Source organism: Streptomyces sp. VRA16 Mangrove soil (assembly GCF_017377775.1).
GTDB lineage: Bacteria > Actinomycetota > Actinomycetes > Streptomycetales > Streptomycetaceae > Streptomyces.
This window is the reverse complement of the sequence record NZ_JAFVLN010000013.1, coordinates 244998-264099: the sequence shown is the minus strand read 5'-3', so window position 1 is coordinate 264099 and position 19102 is coordinate 244998. Positions and strand designations below refer to the sequence as shown.

Below are 19102 nucleotides of genomic sequence, written 5' to 3'. Positions count from 1 at the left end.
CATGGTCGGCAAGATCGGTCAGCCCCAGCACCGCCAGATCGTCCTCCAGCTCCACCGTCGCGTTGGTCACGAGCACCAACGGCACCCCACCCGCCCGCACCCCCCTCAACAACCCCACGACCTCGCCGTCAGCCCGGAACGGCGACTCGGCGAGCGCGGTCCCCAGCTCCCGCGCCACCCCCTCGGCGACCCGCCCGCCGAACCCGCCCACGATGGACTCCACCCACTGCCGCTTGTCGATCTCCCCGAGCAGCAACGGCAGATCGACCTCCGGCGAGAACGCGACCCGCGCGGTCGTCCCCTCGGGCAGCCCCGCGGCCCGCTCCAGGGCGGCGACGCGCGTGCTGTCGTAGAACCGGATCACGTTGTCGACGTCGCACAGCAGCGCGTCGAAGGGGCGCACAGGGCCCGCGGAGATCGTCATCCACCCTGCTTAGCACAGCGGCGATCAGGGCCCTCACCTGCGGTCGGCGTCCCCCACCGGCTCCAGCAGCCCGCGTTCCATCGCCACGAGCACCGCCCGCGTCCGGTCGCTCACGTCGAGCTTCGCGAACACCCGCAGCAGATGCGTCTTCACCGTCGCCTCGCCGATCACGAGGCGCCGCGCGATGTCCGGATTGGACAGCCCGTCGGCCACCGCCCGCAGGACGTCCACCTCGCGCGAGGTGAGCGCCGCCTGCGCCGGGCGGCGCATCTTCGCGACGAGCTTCTGCGCGACCCGTGGCGCGAGCACCGTCTCGCCGCGCGCTGCCGCGCGGATCGCGTCGACGAGCTGCTCGCGCGAGGTGTCCTTGAGGAGGTAGCCGATCGCGCCGGCCTCCACGGCGTGCTCGATCTCGGTGTCCGTGTCGTACGTCGTCAGGATCAGCACGCGCGTACCGCTTGCGCCCGCCACGATCCGCCGGGTCGCCTCCACCCCGTCGAGCACCGGCATCCGCAGGTCCAACAGAGCGACGTCCGGGGCGAGTTCCTCGATCAGCGCCACCCCGGCGTGGCCGTCGTCCGCCTCCCCGACGATGTCGATGCCCGGCTCGGGCGCGAGCAGCGCGACGACGCCCGCGCGCATCACCGTGTGGTCGTCGACCACGACGATCCGGAGAGTGTCCTTGTCGTTCGTCATCACGGCTCCTCGTGATCGTCGGGGAGGGGGTCGGGGTCGGGATCCGGGGTCGGCAGCGACGCCAGGACGCGCGTACCGTCCCCGACCGAACTGGTCACCGTCAGCTCACCGCCGAGCTCGGCGAGCCGCTTGCGCATGCCGTCGAGGCCGAAACCGCGGGCCGCGGCGACGTCGAAACCGCTCCCGTCGTCGGTGATCTCCAGCTCGACGGCGCCGGGGGAGCGGCTGAGCAGCACACTCACCGTGCCCGCCCCGGCGTGCTTGCGGACGTTGGCGAGGGACTCCTGCGTGCAGCGCAGCAGCGCGATCCGGGTCTGCTGGTCGCACGCGACGTCGTCGAGCTCCGCGTCCACGCCGATCCCGGTGTCCTCGCAGAACCGGTCCAGGGTGCGCCGCAGCGTCGCCGCCACCGAGCCCTGCACGGCGCCGCCCGGCGGCGGCGTGGCCCCGACCAGGGCCCGCGCCTCCGCCAGATTCTCCCGCGCCGTCTGCTCGATCGACGTCAACTGCCGTGCGGTGCGCGCCGGTTCGCGCTCCAGGCCCTCGCGCGCGGCTTCCGCGAGGACGACGATGGAGGCGAAGCCCTGCGCGAGCGTGTCATGGATCTCACGGGCCATCCGGGCCCGCTCGGCGGCCGCCCCCTCCCGCCGCAGCGCCTCGCCCAACTCGGCCTGCGTGCTGGCCAGTTGTGCCCGTAGCCGGGCCCGTTCGTCACGCACTTCCAGGGCCCGCGGGGTCAGCGTCGCGATCAGCGCCCCGGCCGCGTACACGGCGACGGTCGAGATGCCGTTCTTCACGAGCGCGTCGACGCCCCAACCCTCGCGCGTCACCCCGCCCACCATGATCGCGACGGCGCCCAGCGCGCTGGAGACGAGAGCGCCCCGCCGACTGTCGGCGCAGACGACGAACTGCGTCAGCGCGACGACGTACAGCGCCCCGAACCCGTCCCGCAGCCCCGCCAGCACCCCGAGGACGACGATCAGCAGGCCCAGATACGCGTACCCGTACACCGCCTGCTCGCGCCCCCACCGCCGGACCGCCGCGCCCGCGACGCCGAGCACGACCAGCAGCGCGAGCGACCCGTGGCGCGGCCCCGCCGGGACGTCCCCCAGGACCGTGATCACGGCCAGCAGACCGACGATGACCCACGAGAACAGGTCCCAGGAGTGCAGCAGCCAGATCCAGAACGGGTCGCCGCGCCGAGGTCGTTGCAACATCGCTTCACCCTACGTTCGTCAGGACCCGGTCATCCGTGGAACGCCCGTCCGCGACCGGGCGGCCGCGCCGCGCCGGCCACCAACTGGCCTCGCCCAGCAGCAGCATGAGCGCGGGCAGCACCAGGACCCGGATCACGAACGCGTCGAGCAGCACCGCCACCGCGAGGCTGAACCCGATCTGCTTCATCTCGATGAAGTGCAGGGACACGAAGCTCGCGAACACGGTCACCATCACGAACGCCGCACTGGTCACGACCCCCGCCGAACTCCCGACCCCGTCGAGCACCGCCCGGCGCGTCGGCACCCCGCGCCGCACGGCCTCCCGGATCCGGCTGATCACGAACACCTGGTAGTCCATCGAGAGCCCGAAGAGGATCACGAAGAGGAAGAGCGGCACACGGGAACCGATCGTCCCGGTGGAGTGGAAGTCGAGCGGCCCCTCGGCCCAACTCCCCTGGAACACCAGGGTGAGGACACCGAGCGACGCGGCCGCCGACAGCAGGTTCAGCACGACACCGATCAGCCCGAGCACCACCGACCGGAACGCCCACACCGTCATCACGAACGTCACCAGCAGCAGCGCCCCGATGATCAGCGGCAGCTTCTCCTTCTGATGCGCGGGATAGTCGGCGTACCGCGCCACGTCACCGGAGACGGCGGCGTCCACCGTGCCCGGGTAGCCGCTCAACTTGCCGACGGTGTCCGGGAGATAGCGCTCCCGCAGCCGTTCCAGGGACTCCTGCGCGGGCTTCGTGCTGACGTAGTGAGGGACGGGCAGGTCGAGCGAGGTGATGCGGTGGTCGGCGGAGGTGCGCAGCGTGTACGTGCCGTTCATGCCCGGGTCGTCCTTCGCCTCGGCGGCGAGCGCGCGCAGCGCCCCCGCCACCTCGTCGGCCCGGTCCGCGGACGTTCGCACCAGCACCTGGTGGCCCGCCTTGACCTCGGGGAACGCGGCGTTGAGCCGGTCGAAGGTGTGCATCGACTGCACCTGCCGCGCGTGCGTCTCACGGCCCATGTCGGTCAGTTTCATGCCGAACAGCGGCGCGGCGAGCGCCAGCAGCGCGACCGTCGCGACGGCCAGGACCGCGGCGGGACGGCGGGCGGTCAGCCGCAGCAGGGCGTTGTGCCGTACGGGCTTCGGAGCCGCCGGCGGCTTCTTGCGGCGGGCGGCGCGGCGCTCGGCCCGCGCCCCCAGCTTGGCGAGCAGCGCGGGCAGCACGGTCAGCGAACTGACCACGGCGACCAGCGTCACCACGATCGCGGCGGTGGCGATGGACGAGAAGATCACATCGTCGGCGAGGTACAGCGTGGCACTGGAGACGGCGACGGCGAGACCCGACAGGACCACGGCGCGCCCGGACGTCGCGGCGGCCAGCTCCACCAGCGGCGCCTGAGGGCTCAACTTTCCCTGTGCGCGGGCCCGTTCCTCCCGTTCCCGCTTCAGATAGAAAAGCGTGTAGTCGACGCCGACGGCGAGCCCGATCAGCAGAATGATGTTGGTGCCGACCCCCGCGTCGGGAAAGACGTGCGAGGCCAGCATCGACAGGCCCACCGACGCCACGATCGACGACAGCGCGAGCAGCAGCGGCACGGTCGCCATCGCCACGGACCGGAACACGAACAGCAGCGTCAGCAGCGTGATCGGCAGCGCGATCAGCTCCGTACGGGACAGATCACTGCCCCGCAGCTTGTCCACGCCCTGGCTGATGGACGGCCCGCCGGTCTCCTCCACCCGCAGCTGCGGATGCGCCTTCTGCACGGCGGCGGTCTGCGCGCGCAGCGGGTCGACGTGCTTCTTGCCGTCGAGTTCCGCGCCCTTCATGGTGACGTCGACGCGGACGGCCCGGCCGTCCTTCGACCACACCGGCGCGGCGACGGAGCGCACCTCGGGCAGCGCCCGCATCCGCGCCGCGACGTCCCGGGCGACGGCGGCGCCCAGCGACCGGTCGAGGGCCGCGGCGCCCTGCCGGTTCTCGATCAGCACCCGCTCGACGGGCCGCTGCGCGAGCCCGCCCTCCCGGGCGATCGCCTCGGCACGCCCCGCCTCACCGACACCGAAGTCGGCGGACGTGGCGGGGTTCGACCCGGCGGCGATACCGGCGCCGAGACAGAGAACGACGAAGAGGAACCATCCGGCGATCGCGCGCCACGGATGTCCCGCGCTCCAACGAGCCATGCGTACGGGGTAGTTGGTCATGACGTTCATGCTGCTCGGCAGGGGTGCCCACGCGGCAGCGGCGGCCGGTTGAACCTGGGGTCCACCGGTCGGTGGACCCCGCCGTCCACCACGCGGACGCCCCGGCAGGTAGGTGCCGCGTACAGCTACTCTCCGTCCGGTACGCGAGGAAGCGGGAGGCACCGTGAACGACAACCAGGGCCGCGTCGTGGCCGCCCTCGACAGCGTGAGCATGCGCCGCTGCACCACCGGCCAGGTCATCCTCGACGCCATCGACTGGACCGTGCGCTGCGGCGAGCACTGGGCGCTGCTCGGCCCGAACGGCGCCGGCAAGACCAGCATCCTGCGGATGGTCGGCGCGACCACCTTCCCCACCACCGGCACGGTCGAGGTGCTCGGCCACCGCCTCGGCCGCGTCGACGTGCGCGAGCTGCGGGCCCACATCGGCCATGTCTCCACCTCCCAGCGCGTCCCGCAGGACCTCACCGGGCACACCGTCGTCCTGACCGGCCACTCCGGCACCGTGCAGCCGCTCTGGAAGGCGTACGGCACCGAGGTGCGCGACCGCGCCCACGAACTCCTCGCCGAGCTCCAGATCAAGGAGCTCGCCGACCGCGCGTACGGCGTCTGCTCCGGCGGCCAGCGCGCCCGCATCCTCATCGCCCGCGCTCTGATGGCGGACCCCGCGCTGCTGCTGCTCGACGAGCCGTTCAACGCACTCGACCTGCCCTCCCGCGAGGACCTCATCGACACCATGCGCCAACTGGCCGTGAACCGGCCCGAGCTGGCGACCGTCACCGTCACCCACCACCTGGAGGAGCTGTCGCCGGCGATCAGCCACGCGCTGCTCCTGAAGGAGGGCCGGGTGCTCGCCCGCGGGCCCGTCGGCGACGTCCTCACCGACGAGCGCATGACCGCCTGCTTCGGCCGCCCCATCGAGGTCACCCGGCACGCGGGCCGCTGGCTGGCCCGCTCCGGTTCGGCGGCCTGACCCCGGCAGCCCCCGCCCCGGGGTGTACGTAGCAACACCCCGGGTCCGGTCCGTACGCCCCATGTGGGCGCGGCCCGTCGTCCCTAGCGTCGAAGGCAACGACGACGAGGGGACGAGCGACATGCGATCCACCCACACATCGGCAACCCCGGCCCGCACCGAGGCACTCCGTCTGGTGAAGGTGACCAGGACCTACGGCCCGCAGGGCGCGAGCGGTACCGGAGCCACCGCCGTCCGGGCCCTCGACGACATCACCCTCTCCCTTCCCGCGGGCACCTTCACGGCCGTGATGGGCCCCTCGGGCTCCGGGAAGTCCACGCTGCTGCACTGCGCCGCCGGGCTCGACCGCCCCGACAGCGGACTGGTCATGGTCGACGGCGAGGAGATGACGGACTCCACGAAGCCGCCGCGCGGCGAGGCCGCGCTCACGAAGTTCCGCCGTACCCGCATCGGCTTCGTCTTCCAGCAGTACAACCTGCTGCCGACGCTCACCGTCGCCCAGAACACGGTGCTGCCGCTCAAGCTCGCCGGGCGGCGCGTCGACCGGGCCCGCGTCGAGCGGACCCTCACCGCGGTCGGCCTCGGCGACCGGCTCGGCCACCGCCCCGACCAGCTCTCCGGCGGCCAGCGCCAGCGGGTGGCCATCGCCCGCGCCCTGGTCACCGACCCGTCGGTGATCTTCGCGGACGAACCGACCGGCGCCCTCGACACCCGCAGTGCCCGCGACGTGCTCCAACTGCTCCGGGAGACGGTGCGGCTGCACGGCAGGACCGTCGTCATGGTGACGCACGACCCGGTCGCGGCGTCCTACGCGGACACCGTCCTGTTCCTCGCCGACGGCCGCCTCGCCGGGCAGCTGTCGGCGCCGACGGCCGACGCCGTCGCCGAACGCCTGGCCCACCTCGGCGACGACACGTACGCGGGGGTGTGACCGATGTTCCCGACCCTCGCCCTCGCGGCCCGCTCCGTACGCGGCCGCCCCGGCCGCTTCCTCGCGACCCTCCTGTCCGCCTTCCTCGGCGCGACGATCATCATGACGTTCAACTCGATGCACGACACGGCGTCCGCGAACGGCGTCGACAAGGTGAGCGCGGACACCCTGACCACGGCGGCGAGCGTCGTCGGCGGCTACGGCACCCTGCTGGTCTTCTTCGCCGTCGCCTCGACGTTGACGGTCAACGTCCGTCAACGTACGGACGAGATCAACCTGTTGCGCACCACCGGTGCGACTCCGGGCCAGATCAAGCGCATGGTCGTCGGCGAAGCGGTCGCCGTGGCCCTCGTCGCCGCCCTGGCGGCCGTGGGACCCGCGGTCCTCGGCGGTCACATCCTGCTCGACGTCTTCAAGGACAGCGGACAGGTCGCGGACTCCGTCGACCACTCCTTCGGCCCGATCGCCCTCATGTCGGGCATCGGCATCACGCTCCTCGCGTCGGCCGGCGCCGCGTTCCTCGCGGTCCGCCGCGTCACCAGGGAGGCCGCGGGGGCGCGCCGACAAGGCGGACGCGCACGGACGTTCATGTCCCGGGCGGCGCTCGCCCTGGGCTGCGCGGCGGTCTGCTCCACGTACGCGATGAAACCCACGGACGCCGCCCTGATGGCGGCCCCGGCCTACGGGGCGATCCTGCTCTCCGTCGGCCTCGCACTCACCTCGACGGGCCTGCTGCGCTCGGCCCTCGGCCGCGCCGAACCCCTCCTGTGCGCGCTCGCCGGCGCGAGCGGCTATCTGACGGTGCGGAACATGCGGCAGCGCGCGGCCCGACTCTCCGGCGTCCTGGTCCCGTTGATCCTGTTCACCGGCATGGCCACCGCGACGCTGTACATGCAGGCCGTCGAGAACGACGCGATCAAGGCGTCGGGGTTGACCAAGTCAATAGAGGACAAGAATCTCGAAACACTCAACCTCACCGTGGTCGGCATCATCGTCGTGTTCGCCTGCGTCATGTTGATCAACTCTCTGTACGCCGCCACGGCCGACCGCGTACGGGAGTTCGGGCAGCAGCGGCTCGCCGGTGCGACCCCCGCGCAGATCCTGGGAACCGTCGCGACGGAAGGTGTCGTCCTGACGCTCACGGGAGTGTTCTTCGGCACACTCGCGGCGCTCGCGGGCATCCTCCCGTTCACCGCCGTACGCACCGAAGGACTGCTGCCCGGACAGGGCCTCGGCATCTGGATCACGGTGGTGGCCATTGCTGGGGCGGCCACCATGGTCACCAGCCTGGTCACCGCGTGGCGCGGTCTGCGCGTCCCCGCGGTCGAGGCCGTGACCCTGGCGGCCTGACCGACGGGGGCCCCGGACCGTGTCGGTGTTGGGCCAAGCGGGTGACATGACGTAAGAATTGGGCGGTGCAGACAACAGTGCGAGCCCGGACGGGGTGGGGCGAGTGAACAGCCACGACGTCACCGACGAACAGTGGGAAGGGCTCGCCCAGGTCGTGCCGCTGCGCAGCCGCAACGAGTGGCCGTCGGCGGTCGACCATCGGGCGATCCCGGCGGCGGAGACGGAGCCGCGACGCCGCTTCGTCGTGCTGCGGGTCAACGTCTTCGGAGACGCCCGCGAGGTCGCGGAGACCGTGATGGCGGGCATCCCGGTCCTGCTCGACCTGAGCGGCGCGGAGACCGAAGTCGCCAAGCGTGTCCTGGACTTCAGCAGCGGCGTCGTCCTCGGCCTCGGCTGCGGCATGCACCGCGTCGACCGCAACGTCTTCCTGCTGGCCCCTCCCGGCACCGAGGTCCAGGGCCTCGTGGCGGGCGCGGGCGCGCTGTCCTAGCGTCCGTCTCGGGGCCCGGCGCCGCCCCGGGCGAGGATCTCCGTGAGAGGCCCGTCGGGGTCGCGGAAACAGGTGCCTCCGCGGCCCGTGAAGCGCTCGCCGTGACAGATCAGCCCGACCTCCCGGCACCCGGGACCGCCGTACTGGGTGATGCCGTCGTGCCGGATGCGGCGAGCGCGGCGTCGAACTCCTCCTCGCCGACCATGAACGCGTAGTGGTGCGGCTCGAACGCGTCCGCCGGGTCGTGGTCCAGGCTGACCCGGTTGGACAGCGTGACGGGCATGAAGTGGGCCGGCGGCGGATCGACCCGTAGACCGAGCGCGCCGGCCAGGAACCGCGCCGACGCCTCCGGGTCACGGGCGGGGACGGCGGCGTGATTCGGTTCCTCGGACACGGCGACTCCTCACACGTCGATCTGCTCGAAGATGTGCGGGTAGGACACGATATCGTCGGGGGACTCGGCCGCCAGACGCTGGAACTCCGGGCTGCCGAGGGCCGCGGCGAGCGCCGCCGTCGACTCCCAGACCGCGACGTTCATCAGGAGCCCGCTCCCCGCCGTTCCCCGGTGCATCCGCAGGGAGACGAATCCCGGCTGCGCCCTCATGAACGCGGCCTGCCGCCGGAAGAGGGCCAGGAAGGACTCCGTCCGTTCCTTCGGGACGACAAAGGTGTTGGCCAGGACGACGGGCCCGGTCTCCTCCTTGATCTGGGCGAACAGCGGCGTGTGCGGGTCGAGACTCTGCAACGTGGCCATCTTCGGTACGTCCTCTCGGAGTTCGGGCGTGCGATTCGGAGTCCGGGCATGCGATCGGGCGTGCGTTCAGAGGTGGGTGAGTGTTCACTCACCTCCTGCTCCTCTAGGGTGAGTGAACACTCACCTCGGCGTCAAGGCCGACTTCAGGGAATCCGTGCCGCGGCAATTACGGGCGGCATAGTCGCCCGATCGTAGGAAGGTCATCCGGGACAAACGGTTCTGCAGGGCTGGTTCCGCTTACGTTCGGCGCATGACCGTGCTTCAGCCGGGTCCCCCCGTGTTACCGCCGGGCGTGTCCTCAAGTCGCCCGCGCGTGACCGAGCTGCGGCTCTCGGCCTTCGCCCGCCACCGTGCCACCACCGTCCCCCTCGGCCCGTTCACCGCCCTGTCGGGGCCCAGCGGCAGCGGCAAGAGCAGCGCGCTGCGGGCCCTCGACGCGCTTGCCAGACTCGGCGGCGGAGCGCACCTGTCCGAGGTGTTCCCCGACCCGCGGGCCTACGTCCCCGAGCGTGCCAGGCCCGACGCGCAGCACCGCCGCGGCTTCCGGATCGGCTGCACCGTAGAGGGGCCCGCGGGACCCGTCCGGCTCGACCTCGCCGTGCAGGCGGAGCCCGAACTGCGCGTCGTGGGCGAGCGGTTGACAGGGCCCGACGTCATCTATCTGGAGACGGCCCTGCGCGACCCGGGCCGCCGTGACGTCCAGGCGGCCTGGCACACGGCGGGTTCGGTGCCGGTGACCCGCGGCCCGCTCCCCGACGACCTGCTCGGCACGGCGCTGCTCCCGCTGCGCGTCGCCGGCCGCACGGAGGGGCAGCGACGCGTGCTCGCGGCGGCGGAGCAGGTGGTCGTGGGCCTGCGGTCGGCGTTCGCCTGCACCCCGGACCCGGCACGGATGCGCGCCCCGGTCCCGGTCCGCGCCGACCGGCTGCTCGGCGGCTGCGGCAACCTGGCGGCGGTGCTGCGCCGCACCCGCGCCGAATGCGGCAACCGGCACTCCCTGCTGGTGGCGACGGCGCGGGCGGGACTCGCGGGCCCCGTCCTCGACGTGCTCGCCGAACCGGCCGGGCGGGACGGTTCCGTGCGCGCCCTCATCGACCGCGGCGACGGACTGCGCACCCCCGTCGAGCGGCTCGCGGACGGGGAGTTGAGGTATCTCGCGCTCGCCCTCGTCCTGCTCACCGGGCCCGGGATCCTGGAGGTCGACGCGGCGGCCGAGGTGCCGGAGGCCTACCAGACCCTAACCGTCGTCGCCGACGACTTCGACCGCGGCCTGGACCCGAGACAGAGCGCCGAACTCACCGCGCTCGCCGCCCGGATGTGCGCCCGCGGCCACATCCGGCTCGTCGCCGCGGTGGACGAGGGGGCGGGCGCGGACCGGGCGGCGCGGGCGCACGGTGCGACGGTGGTAGACCTGGAGCCGTGACCGACGCACCGATCGACAAGCCCGTCCCCGAGGACAAGCCCATCTTTGAGGGCGGGCCCGAGCCCGTCGCCGATGGCGGACCCCGGCCCCACGGCGGGACGGGGTGCGGCCCGCTCGACGTGGCGGCCCTCCAGGCCCGTCTTGCCCGCTTCGCCGCCGCCCGGAACTGGCAGCCCTTCCACACGCCGAAGAACCTGGCCGCGGCGCTCAGCGTCGAGGCGTCCGAACTGGTCGAGATCTTCCAGTGGTTGACCCCCGAGCAGTCGGCCCGGGTGATGGACGACCCGGAGTCCGCGCACCGGGTCCGGGACGAGGTCGCCGATGTCCTCGCCTATCTCCTGCAACTGTGCGAGGTGCTCGACATCGACGTGCTCGCCGCCCTCTCGGCGAAGATCGACCGCAACGAGACCCGGTTCCCCGTCCCGGAGAAGTAACCGGCCCCGCAAGAGGAATCACTCACTCTCCGGAGTCATAGAAATATCCACATCGGACTCCGTGTCCACAGATTTCGGGCTTCCCCTGGCTTTTCACCTCGCAAGCCCTCACTCTGGGTAGTGGACAAGGGAGTTCGGGCGGGACGGGCGGAGACGCGGATGGAAGCGGTGCGGCTCATCGGGGTCGGCCGACGGGCCCTGGCGGAGAGCCAGGACGCGCCGGACATCATGAGGGAGGCGTGGCAGGCGCAGGCCCTCGCGCAGGCGATCGGCAGCCGGCTCGCGATGCAGGGGCCGGCGGAGCTGAGAGGGGACGCGCTGGGTCTTGCGGAGGCGGGAGCGCGCGGCAGCGGCGGCTCGGCGGTGCCGATCGTGGGCGCCGGAGGCATACGCGCGGCGCAGCTGACGGAACTGGGCGATGTGCGCAGGGCGTTGGTTGGGCTCGGCGCGCTGCTCGGCGACGTGGGGATCGCGCTCGTCGGCGTGGCGAGCGAGTCCTTCGAGGAGGGGGCCTATTGGCAGTGCATGGAGGCGATCGACGCGGCGGACGAGTCCCGGGACCGCGTTCTGGAGATCCTGCGGCGGCTGCCGGAGCGGGACGGCCGGTTGTCGGGCCCCGAGCCGGCTCCCGACTCGGACTCGGCGGCCTGACCGGGAGCGGGCCGACAGGGGCGGTGCTCCCGGTACGGCGCTCCCGGACCGGTGCGGGAGCGCGGTGAAGCCTCGGCGGGCGGCGGCCGTCAGATGTCGTCGGCGGCCGGGCGCGTGCCGCCCGGGGACTGTTGGAGGTCGGCGTCGAGCTGTGACAGATCGGCGTTGAGCGCCGCCATCAGCTCCTCCATCTGCTGCAGCAGACCCTTGGGTGCACCTGGCTGTTCCGGCACGGTCGTCTCGTGCGCGGCCTGCTCTGGCACGGCTTCCTGGGACATGACGGCCTCCTCGGCCCTCGCCCTCCCCGCTGGAGGAGGGCAGTTGACGCAAATGACGCGCGGCAGCGACCGCCGGCGCGGGTGCCGGGCGGTCCGGCTCCGCCCGACCCAACGATCTCTCTGCGGGCCGAGTCACTGCGGCGGGGTCGCGGCACACCCCGGGTTGACGGATTTCACCCGCGAGGGGCGTGCGGCGGGGCCGGGCGGCGGCGGGGTTGACGCTTGTTCGATCAAGGTGCCGACCGCCCGGCGGAGCGGGGCCGAGGGAACGAGAGAACACCGACGAGGCGGCGGCGACGGCGACAGCGACGACTGCAAGGACAGCGACCACAGCGACGACGGGGGACGGGAACGTGAAAGGGACTGAGTTACCGGTACGCGGACGCCCGGAGCCGGAGCCGGAGCCGAGATCAGGACCGGAGCCGGACCGAGATCAGGACCGGAGCCGGAGCCGAAGCCGAGGTCGGGACCGGAGCCGGAGCCGGAGCCGAGATCAGGACCGGAGCCGGAGCCGAGGTCGGGACCGGGGCCGGGGTCAGGACAGGTGCGGTGCCACTTCGGAGGCGATCAGCTCCAGGTGTTCCAGATCGTCCAAGTCGAGCATCTGCAGATACATCCGCTGGGAGCCGACGGCCTCGTACGCGGCGATGCGCTCCAGCACCTCGGCGGGCGAGCCGGCGAGCCCGTTGGCCTTGAGCTCGTCGACGTCGCGCCCGATGGCGTCGGCGCGCCGCTTCACCTCGGCGTCGTCGCGGCCCACGCAGATCACCAGGGCGTTGGAGTAGACGAGCGAGTCCGCCGCGCGCCCGTACTCGACGGCGGCGGCCTCGACCCGCTTGAACTGGGTCTCGGAGTCGGCGACGGAGGCGAACGGGATGTTGAACTCGGTGGCGAACCGGGCCGCGAGCGCCGGGGTCTTCTTGGCGCCGTGGCCGCCGACGAGGACCGGTACCCGCGACTGGGCGGGCTTGGGCAGCGCGGGGGAGTCCTTCAACTGGTAGTAGGTGCCGTCGAAGTTGAAGCGCTGGCCGACCGGCGTCTCCCACAGCCCCGTCACGACGGCGAGCTGCTCCTCCAGCCGCCCGAACTTCTCCTTGGGGAACGGGATGCCGTACGCGGTGTGCTCCTCCGCGTACCAGCCGGAGCCGAGCCCCAGCTCGACGCGGCCGCCCGACATCTGGTCGACCTGGGCGACCTGGATGGCGAGGACACCCGGCAGCCGGAAGGTGCCGGCGGTCATCAGGGTGCCGAGCCGGATCCGCTTGGTCTCGCGGGCCAGACCGGCCAGCGTCGTCCAGGCGTCCGTCGGCCCCGGCAGTCCGTCGGCGGAACCCATGTGGAGGTAGTGGTCGGACCGGAAGAAGGCGTCGTAGTTCAGCTCCTCGGCCGTCTGCGCGACGCGGAGCAGCGTCTCGTAGGTGGCACCCTGCTGCGGTTCGGTGAATACGCGAAGATCCATGCCCCCATGATGCCCGTGGCAGGGCCACGCATCGGAAAACTCGCTGGTGGGCGTCGCGCCGCTCGGGGGAGACTGGGCAGCGTGTTCCTGACGATCAGTACCACCGGTACCCCTGAACGCCCCGCGACCGACCTCGGGTTCCTGCTCCACAAGCATCCCGACAACGCGCAGGCGTTCTCCACCTCCTACGGCACCGCGCACGTCCTCTACCCCGAGGCGAGCGCGGAGCGGTGCACGGCCGCGCTGCTGCTGGAAGTGGATCCGGTGGCGCTGGTGCGGCGCGGCAAGAAGAACAACACGGCGGACGCGGCGCTCGCGCAGTACGTGAACGACCGGCCGTACGCCGCCTCTTCCCTGCTCGCCGTCGCGCTCAGCGCGGTGTTCTCCAGCGCGCTGCGCGGGGTGTGCAAGGCGCGCCCCGAGCGGGCCGAGGAGCCGCTGCCGCTGCGCGTCGAGGTGCCCGCGCTGCCCGCGCGCGGCGGCCCCGACCTGGTGCGGAAGTTGTTCGAGCCGCTCGGGTGGACGGTGGACGTGGAGCGGGTCGCGCTCGACGAGCAGTTCCCCGAGTGGGGCGACTCGCGGTACGTGCGGCTCGTCCTGGAGGGGGAGCTGCGGCTCGCCCAGGCACTGCGCCACCTGTATGTGCTGCTGCCGGTCCTCGACGACGCCAAGCACTACTGGGTCGCGGCCGACGAGGTCGACAAGCTGCTGCGCGCCGGAGAGGGCTGGCTCGCCGAGCACCCCGAGCAGAAGCTGATCACCAGCCGGTATCTGTCCCGGCGCTGGTCGCTGACCCGGCAGGCGCTGGAGCGGCTCGAACTGGTGCGGCTGGCCGACGCCGACGACACGGACGTCGAGGAGATCGACAACGCCGTGGACGAGCAGACCGACACCGAGGAGAAACCGGTGCCGCTCGCCGTCCGGCGTCGTGAGGCGATCGTCGAGGCGCTGCGTGGTTCCGGCGCGGCCCGGGTGCTCGACCTGGGCTGCGGGCAGGGCCAGTTGGTGCAGGAGCTGCTCAAGGACGTGCGGTTCACGGAGATCGTGGGGGTGGACGTGTCCGTCCGCGCGCTCACCATCGCCGCGCGGCGGCTGCGCATCGAGCGGATGGGGGAGCGGCAGGCGTCGCGCGTGCGGCTCTTCCAGGGCTCGCTCGCGTACACTGACAAGCGGCTCAAGGGGTACGACGCGGCGGTGCTCAGCGAGGTGATCGAGCACCTCGACCTGCCCCGGCTGCCCGCCCTGGAGTACGCGGTGTTCGGCTCCGCGCGGCCCGGCACCGTGCTCGTGACGACGCCGAACGTGGAGTACAACGTCCGCTGGGAGACCCTGCCCGCCGGGCACGTCCGGCACGGCGACCACCGCTTCGAGTGGACGCGCGAGGAGTTCCGGGCATGGGCGCGGCGCGTGGCCGAGCGGCACGGCTACGAGGTGCGGTACGTACCGGTGGGGCCCGACGACCCCGAGGTGGGACCGCCCACGCAGATGGCCGTGTTCACCCTGGGCGGCACCGACACGACCGGTACGGACAAGACCGGTACCGACACGACCAGCATCACCGGCACCGACATGACCGGTACGGACAAGACCGGCACCGACACCACCGGTGCGGACAAGACCGGTACCGAGCAGGCCGGTGCGGAGAAGACCGAGACGAAGGAGGCGAAGGCCGTATGACCGGTACCGAGAATCCAGGGCGGGTGCTGCCCGTCACCGACCTCTCGCTCGTCGTGCTGGTCGGCGCCTCGGGCTCGGGCAAGTCCACGTTCGCACGGGCCCACTTCAAGCCGACCGAGGTGATCTCCAGCGACTTCTGCCGCGGCCTCGTCGCCGACGACGAGAACGACCAGAGCGCCAGCCGCGACGCCTTCGACGTGCTGCACTACATCGCGGGCAAGCGCCTCGAAGCCGGCCGGCTGACGGTGGTCGACGCGACGAACGTGCAGCAGGACGCGCGCCGCCAGCTCGTGGACCTCGCGCGGAAGTACGACGTGCTGCCCATCGCGATCGTGCTCGACGTGCCGGAGGACGTGTGCGCCGCGCGGAACGCGCAGCGGACCGACCGTGCCGACATGCCACGCCGTGTCATCACCCGGCACACCCGTGAACTGCGCCGCTCCCTGCGCCACTTGGAGCGCGAGGGCTTCCGCAAGGTGCACGTGCTGCGGGGTACGGACGAGGTGCAGGGGGCGAGTGTCGTCCGCGAGAAGAGGTTCAACGACCTCACGCACCTCACCGGTCCCTTCGACATCATCGGCGACATCCACGGCTGCGCGAGCGAACTGGAGACGCTGCTCGGCAAGCTGGGCTACGCCGACGGGGCACACCCCGAGGGCCGTACCGCCGTGTTCGTCGGCGACCTCGTCGACCGCGGCCCCGACAGTCCCGGCGTGCTGCGCCGGGTCATGGGGATGGTGAAGGCGGGCACCGCGCTGTGCGTGCCGGGCAACCACGAGAACAAGCTGGGCCGCTGGCTCAAGGGCGCCAAGGTGCAGCACACGCACGGACTCGCCGAGACCATCGAGCAGTTGGACGGCGAGAGCGAGGAGTTCGTCGCCGAGGTGCGGGAGTTCGTGCGCGGACTCGTCAGCCACTACGTCCTCGACGAGGGCAAGCTCGTCGTGTGCCACGCGGGCCTGCCCGAGAAGTACCACGGGCGGACCTCGGGCCGGGTCCGGTCGCACGCGCTGTACGGCGACACGACGGGCGAGACCGACGAGTTCGGCCTTCCCGTGCGCTACCCGTGGGCCGAGGACTACCGCGGCAGGGCGGCGGTGGTCTACGGCCACACCCCGGTGCCGAACGCGACCTGGCTCAACAACACCATCTGCCTGGACACCGGCGCGGTCTTCGGCGGCAAGCTCACCGCGTTGCGCTGGCCGGAGCGGGAGCTGGTCGACGTACCGGCCGAGCGGGTCTGGTACGAACCGGCGCGGCCGCTGGCGACGGAGGCACCCGGCGGGCACGAGGGCCGGCCGCTCGACCTCGCCGACGTGCACGGGCGTCGGGTCGTGGAGACCCGGCACAGCGGACGCGTCTCGGTGCGCGAGGAGAACGCGGCGGCGGCCCTTGAGGTCATGAGCCGGTTCGCGGTCGACCCGCGACTCGTGCCGTATCTGCCGCCGACCATGGCACCGACGGCGACGTCCGAGGTCGAGGGCTATCTGGAGCACCCGGCGGAGGCGTTCGCGCAGTACGCGGCCGACGGGGTGGCCCGGGTCGTGTGCGAGGAGAAGCACATGGGCTCGCGGGCCGTGGCCCTGGTCTGTCGTGATGCGGCGGTCGCCCGGGAGCGCTTCGGCGTGGAGGACGGGTCGGTGACCGGGGCGCTGTACACCCGTACCGGACGCCCGTTCTTCGACCGTGCCGAGACGACGGAGGCGGTGCTCGGGAAGATCCGGGACGCCGTCACCGAGGCCGGGCTCTGGGAGGAGCTCGCCGCGTCCGACAGCGGGTCCGGCGAGGGTGACTGGGTGCTGCTCGACGCCGAGCTGATGCCGTGGTCGCTGAAGGCGTCCGGGCTGCTGCGCTCGCAGTACGCGGCGGTGGGCGCGGCCTCCCGGGCGGTCTTCCCGGGGGTGCTCAGCACCCTGGAGGCGGCGGCCGGGCGCGGCGTCGAGGTCGGACAGCTCCTGGACCGGCAGCGGGGGCGGGCCGCGGACGCCGCCGCGTTCACGGACGCGTACCGGCGCTACTGCTGGTCCACGGACGGGCTCGACGGGGTGCGGCTCGCGCCGTTCCAGATCCTCGCCGCGCGCGGCCGTTCGCTCGCCGCGCTGCCGCACGACGAGCAGCTCGCGCTCCTCGACCGCATGGTCGAGCACGACGGGAGCGGCCTCCTGCAGACGACGCGGCGGCTCTACGTCGACACCGGGGACCCGGAGTCGGTGCGGGCCGGTGTCGACTGGTGGCTGGAGATGACCGGGCGCGGCGGCGAGGGCATGGTCGTCAAGCCGGTCGGGGCGCTGGTCAGGGACGACAAGGGGCGGCTCGTGCAGCCCGGCATCAAGTGCCGGGGACGCGAGTACCTGCGGATCATCTACGGCCCGGAGTACACGCGGCCGGAGAACCTGGCGAAGCTGCGGCAGCGGTTCCTCGGGCACAAGCGGTCGCTGGCGGTACGCGAGTACGGCCTGGGCCTGGAGGCCCTGGACCGGCTGGCCGAGGGGGAGCCGTTGTGGCGGGTGCACGAGGCGGTGTTCGCGGTGCTGGCTCTTGAGTCGGAGCCGGTCGACCCGCGGCTCTGAGCCGCGGACGCCCAGGCGTCCACGGGGTTCCGTCGGCCGGGCGGGCACGGCTTGCGTCGTGGCCGGCCGCGGCCCGCGGCGGAGCCGCTGATCGACACAGCCCCGCGCCTTCAGGGGCGCGGGGAACCGCGCGACAGCCCGCCACGCACCCGCGCCCGTCCCCGCGCCCGTCCGACCGGGGAACCCGGCGGACGAGACCGCGCGTACCCCCACCCCACGGGGAAGACTGGCCCCATGGGATTCCAAGTCGACTCCGAAACCGGGCGGCTGCGCCGCGTCATCCTGCATCGGCCCGATCTGGAGCTGAAGCGGCTCACACCCAGCAACAAGGACCAGCTGCTCTTCGACGACGTGCTCTGGGTGCGGCGGGCGCGGCAGGAGCACGACGGGTTCGCCGACGTGCTGCGCGACCGGGGTGTCACCGTGCACCTCTTCGGGGACCTGCTCGCCGAGGCCCTCGCCGAGGACGCCGCGCGGGCCCGCGTCCTGGACCGCGTCTTCGACGAGAAGGAGTACGGGCCGCTCGCCACCGACCATCTGCGGGCCGCCTTCGAGACGCTGCCGTCGCAGGAGCTCGCCGAGGCGCTGATCGGCGGGATGACCAAGCGGGAGTTCCTGGAGCGGCACGCCGAGCCGACGTCCGTGCGGTTCCACGTGATGGACCTCGACGACTTCCTGCTCGCGCCGCTGCCCAACCACCTCTTCACCCGGGACACCTCCGCCTGGATCTACGACGGGGTCTCGGTGAACGCGATGCGCTGGCCGGCCCGGCAGCGCGAGACCGTCCACTTCGAGGCGATCTACCGGTACCACCCGCTGTTCAGGGACGAGCGCTTCCACGTCTGGTCCGAGGGACAGGCCGACTACCCGTCCACCATCGAGGGCGGTGACGTGCTCGTCATCGGGCAGGGCGCCGTGCTCATCGGTATGAGCGAGCGGACCACCCCGCAGGCGGTGGAGATGCTCGCGCACAAGCTGTTCGCCGCGGGCTCGGCCCGCACCATCGTGGCGCTCGACATGCCGAAGCGGCGCGCCTTCATGCACCTCGACACGGTGATGACCATGGTCGACGGCGACACCTTCACGCAGTACGCGGGGCTCGGCATGCTGCGCTCGTACACCATCGAACCGGGCACCGGCGGCCCGGAGCTGAAGGTCACCGACCATCCGCCGGAGCACATGCACCGGGCCGTCGCCGCCGCCCTCGGGCTGAGCGAGATCCGGGTGCTGACCGCGACGCAGGACGTGCACGCCGCCGAGCGCGAGCAGTGGGACGACGGGTGCAACGTGCTGGCCGTCGAGCCCGGGGTCGTGGTGGCGTACGAGCGGAACGCGACCACGAACACCTTCCTGCGCAAGCAGGGCATCGAGGTCATCGAGATCCCCGGCAGCGAGCTGGGCCGCGGCCGGGGCGGCCCGCGCTGCATGAGCTGCCCGGTGGAGCGCGACCCGGTGGGCTAGAGCCTGTCCGGCGGATCTTGTCGCGGGCGCGGCACACGGATGCGACCTGATCCGCCGGACAGGCCCAGAGCGGCGGGAGCACCGAGCCGGCGCGATCCCGTAACGGGCTGAATATAAATG

The 19102-nt window shown here is 72.3% G+C and carries 18 protein-coding genes; 10 read left to right on the top strand and 8 right to left on the bottom strand.

Features of this window, described 5'->3' with window-relative positions; genetic code table 11:
- The 4 genes from J3486_RS30955 to J3486_RS30940 form a co-directional block, all read right to left on the bottom strand.
- Positions 1 to 424, bottom strand: a 424-nt coding sequence (locus J3486_RS30955) for an HAD family phosphatase (RefSeq protein WP_207826236.1), incomplete at its 3' end; no start/stop codon positions are given.
- A 33-nt stretch (positions 425 to 457) separates the two neighbouring features.
- Positions 458 to 1120: a response regulator transcription factor gene (locus J3486_RS30950; protein ID WP_207826234.1), complete on the bottom strand. Its 663-nt coding sequence runs from the start codon at positions 1118 to 1120 to the stop codon at positions 458 to 460.
- Entirely contained in the window at positions 1120 to 2337 is a 1218-nt protein-coding gene (locus tag J3486_RS30945; RefSeq protein WP_207826232.1) for a sensor histidine kinase, read from the bottom strand. Before J3486_RS30945 ends, J3486_RS30950 begins: the two co-directional genes overlap by 1 nt.
- A 4-nt stretch (positions 2338 to 2341) precedes the next feature.
- Positions 2342 to 4534, bottom strand: coding sequence for an MMPL family transporter (locus J3486_RS30940; protein WP_207826230.1), 2193 nt, complete (start codon positions 4532 to 4534; stop codon positions 2342 to 2344).
- A gap of 211 nt (positions 4535 to 4745) precedes the next feature.
- On the opposite strand from J3486_RS30940, the gene J3486_RS30935 reads away from it, so the two are divergent.
- The 4 genes from J3486_RS30935 to J3486_RS30920 all read left to right on the top strand — a co-directional run bounded on the left by J3486_RS30935 (position 4746) and on the right by J3486_RS30920 (position 8275).
- The gene (locus J3486_RS30935; RefSeq protein WP_207826307.1) at positions 4746 to 5504 is read left to right on the top strand and encodes an ABC transporter ATP-binding protein; all 759 of its coding nucleotides are present in this window, start codon (positions 4746 to 4748) and stop codon (positions 5502 to 5504) included.
- A gap of 121 nt (positions 5505 to 5625) precedes the next feature.
- Complete coding sequence (locus J3486_RS30930) at positions 5626 to 6435, top strand: ABC transporter ATP-binding protein (RefSeq protein WP_207826228.1); 810 nt, start codon at positions 5626 to 5628, stop codon at positions 6433 to 6435.
- Between the two features lie 3 nt (positions 6436 to 6438).
- Positions 6439 to 7785 carry an ABC transporter permease gene (locus J3486_RS30925; protein WP_207826226.1) on the top strand — a complete coding sequence of 449 codons (1347 nt, stop codon included), beginning with the start codon at positions 6439 to 6441 and terminating at the stop codon, positions 7783 to 7785.
- 103 nt (positions 7786 to 7888) lie between these two features.
- Positions 7889 to 8275 (top strand): cell division protein SepF, encoded by a 387-nt coding sequence (locus J3486_RS30920; protein ID WP_207826224.1) that lies wholly within the window; start codon positions 7889 to 7891, stop codon positions 8273 to 8275.
- Positions 8276 to 8384: 109 nt separating this feature from the next.
- Here J3486_RS30920 and J3486_RS30915 read toward each other — a convergent pair whose 3' ends face one another.
- Entirely contained in the window at positions 8385 to 8669 is a 285-nt protein-coding gene (locus J3486_RS30915; protein WP_207826222.1) for a VOC family protein, read from the bottom strand.
- A gap of 9 nt (positions 8670 to 8678) precedes the next feature.
- Positions 8679 to 9029, bottom strand: coding sequence for an antibiotic biosynthesis monooxygenase (locus J3486_RS30910; protein ID WP_207826220.1), 351 nt, complete (start codon positions 9027 to 9029; stop codon positions 8679 to 8681).
- Between the two features lie 250 nt (positions 9030 to 9279).
- Here J3486_RS30910 and J3486_RS30905 point away from each other — a divergent pair, with 250 nt between their 5' ends.
- The 3 genes from J3486_RS30905 (at position 9280) to J3486_RS30895 (ending at position 11537) form a co-directional block, all read left to right on the top strand.
- The gene (locus tag J3486_RS30905; protein WP_207826218.1) at positions 9280 to 10452 is read left to right on the top strand and encodes an ATP-binding protein; all 1173 of its coding nucleotides are present in this window, start codon (positions 9280 to 9282) and stop codon (positions 10450 to 10452) included.
- Positions 10453 to 10571: 119 nt separating this feature from the next.
- A complete protein-coding gene (locus J3486_RS30900; protein WP_207826298.1) occupies positions 10572 to 10886 on the top strand; it encodes a nucleotide pyrophosphohydrolase in 315 nt (104 codons plus the stop codon).
- 159 nt (positions 10887 to 11045) lie between these two features.
- Complete coding sequence (locus tag J3486_RS30895) at positions 11046 to 11537, top strand: DUF6099 family protein (protein ID WP_207826216.1); 492 nt, start codon at positions 11046 to 11048, stop codon at positions 11535 to 11537.
- 89 nt (positions 11538 to 11626) lie between these two features.
- Here the strand turns inward: J3486_RS30895 and J3486_RS30890 are convergent, their stop codons facing one another.
- Together J3486_RS30890 and J3486_RS30885 are read right to left on the bottom strand one after the other, a co-directional pair.
- The gene (locus tag J3486_RS30890) at positions 11627 to 11815 is read right to left on the bottom strand and encodes a hypothetical protein (RefSeq protein ID WP_207826214.1); all 189 of its coding nucleotides are present in this window, start codon (positions 11813 to 11815) and stop codon (positions 11627 to 11629) included.
- Positions 11816 to 12350: 535 nt separating this feature from the next.
- Positions 12351 to 13274, bottom strand: a complete 924-nt coding sequence (locus J3486_RS30885; RefSeq protein ID WP_207826213.1) for an LLM class F420-dependent oxidoreductase — start codon at positions 13272 to 13274, stop codon at positions 12351 to 12353.
- An 81-nt stretch (positions 13275 to 13355) separates the two neighbouring features.
- Here J3486_RS30885 and J3486_RS30880 point away from each other — a divergent pair, with 81 nt between their 5' ends.
- The 3 genes from J3486_RS30880 to J3486_RS30870 all read left to right on the top strand — a co-directional run bounded on the left by J3486_RS30880 (position 13356) and on the right by J3486_RS30870 (position 18982).
- On the top strand, positions 13356 to 14951 hold the full coding sequence (locus J3486_RS30880; protein WP_207826211.1) for a 3' terminal RNA ribose 2'-O-methyltransferase Hen1: 1596 nt from the start codon (positions 13356 to 13358) through the stop codon (positions 14949 to 14951).
- Positions 14948 to 17521, top strand: a complete 2574-nt coding sequence (locus J3486_RS30875) for a polynucleotide kinase-phosphatase (protein ID WP_207826209.1) — start codon at positions 14948 to 14950, stop codon at positions 17519 to 17521. Before J3486_RS30880 ends, J3486_RS30875 begins: the two co-directional genes overlap by 4 nt.
- Before the next feature lie 234 nt (positions 17522 to 17755).
- A complete protein-coding gene (locus tag J3486_RS30870) occupies positions 17756 to 18982 on the top strand; it encodes an arginine deiminase (protein WP_207826206.1) in 1227 nt (408 codons plus the stop codon).
- Positions 18983 to 19102 lie beyond the last annotated feature (120 nt).

Coding starts and splice junctions, on each gene's coding strand:
- J3486_RS30875 (WP_207826209.1), top strand. CDS start 14,948: ATGACCGGTACCGAGAATCCAGGGCGGGTGCTGCCCGTCACCGACCTC.
- J3486_RS30925 (WP_207826226.1), top strand. CDS start 6,439: ATGTTCCCGACCCTCGCCCTCGCGGCCCGCTCCGTACGCGGCCGCCCC.
- J3486_RS30885 (WP_207826213.1), bottom strand. CDS start 13,274: ATGGATCTTCGCGTATTCACCGAACCGCAGCAGGGTGCCACCTACGAG.
- J3486_RS30895 (WP_207826216.1), top strand. CDS start 11,046: ATGGAAGCGGTGCGGCTCATCGGGGTCGGCCGACGGGCCCTGGCGGAG.
- J3486_RS30950 (WP_207826234.1), bottom strand. CDS start 1,120: ATGACGAACGACAAGGACACTCTCCGGATCGTCGTGGTCGACGACCAC.
- J3486_RS30930 (WP_207826228.1), top strand. CDS start 5,626: ATGCGATCCACCCACACATCGGCAACCCCGGCCCGCACCGAGGCACTC.
- J3486_RS30935 (WP_207826307.1), top strand. CDS start 4,746: ATGCGCCGCTGCACCACCGGCCAGGTCATCCTCGACGCCATCGACTGG.
- J3486_RS30910 (WP_207826220.1), bottom strand. CDS start 9,029: ATGGCCACGTTGCAGAGTCTCGACCCGCACACGCCGCTGTTCGCCCAG.
- J3486_RS30940 (WP_207826230.1), bottom strand. CDS start 4,534: ATGACCAACTACCCCGTACGCATGGCTCGTTGGAGCGCGGGACATCCG.
- J3486_RS30905 (WP_207826218.1), top strand. CDS start 9,280: ATGACCGTGCTTCAGCCGGGTCCCCCCGTGTTACCGCCGGGCGTGTCC.
- J3486_RS30870 (WP_207826206.1), top strand. CDS start 17,756: ATGGGATTCCAAGTCGACTCCGAAACCGGGCGGCTGCGCCGCGTCATC.
- J3486_RS30945 (WP_207826232.1), bottom strand. CDS start 2,337: ATGTTGCAACGACCTCGGCGCGGCGACCCGTTCTGGATCTGGCTGCTG.
- J3486_RS30890 (WP_207826214.1), bottom strand. CDS start 11,815: ATGTCCCAGGAAGCCGTGCCAGAGCAGGCCGCGCACGAGACGACCGTG.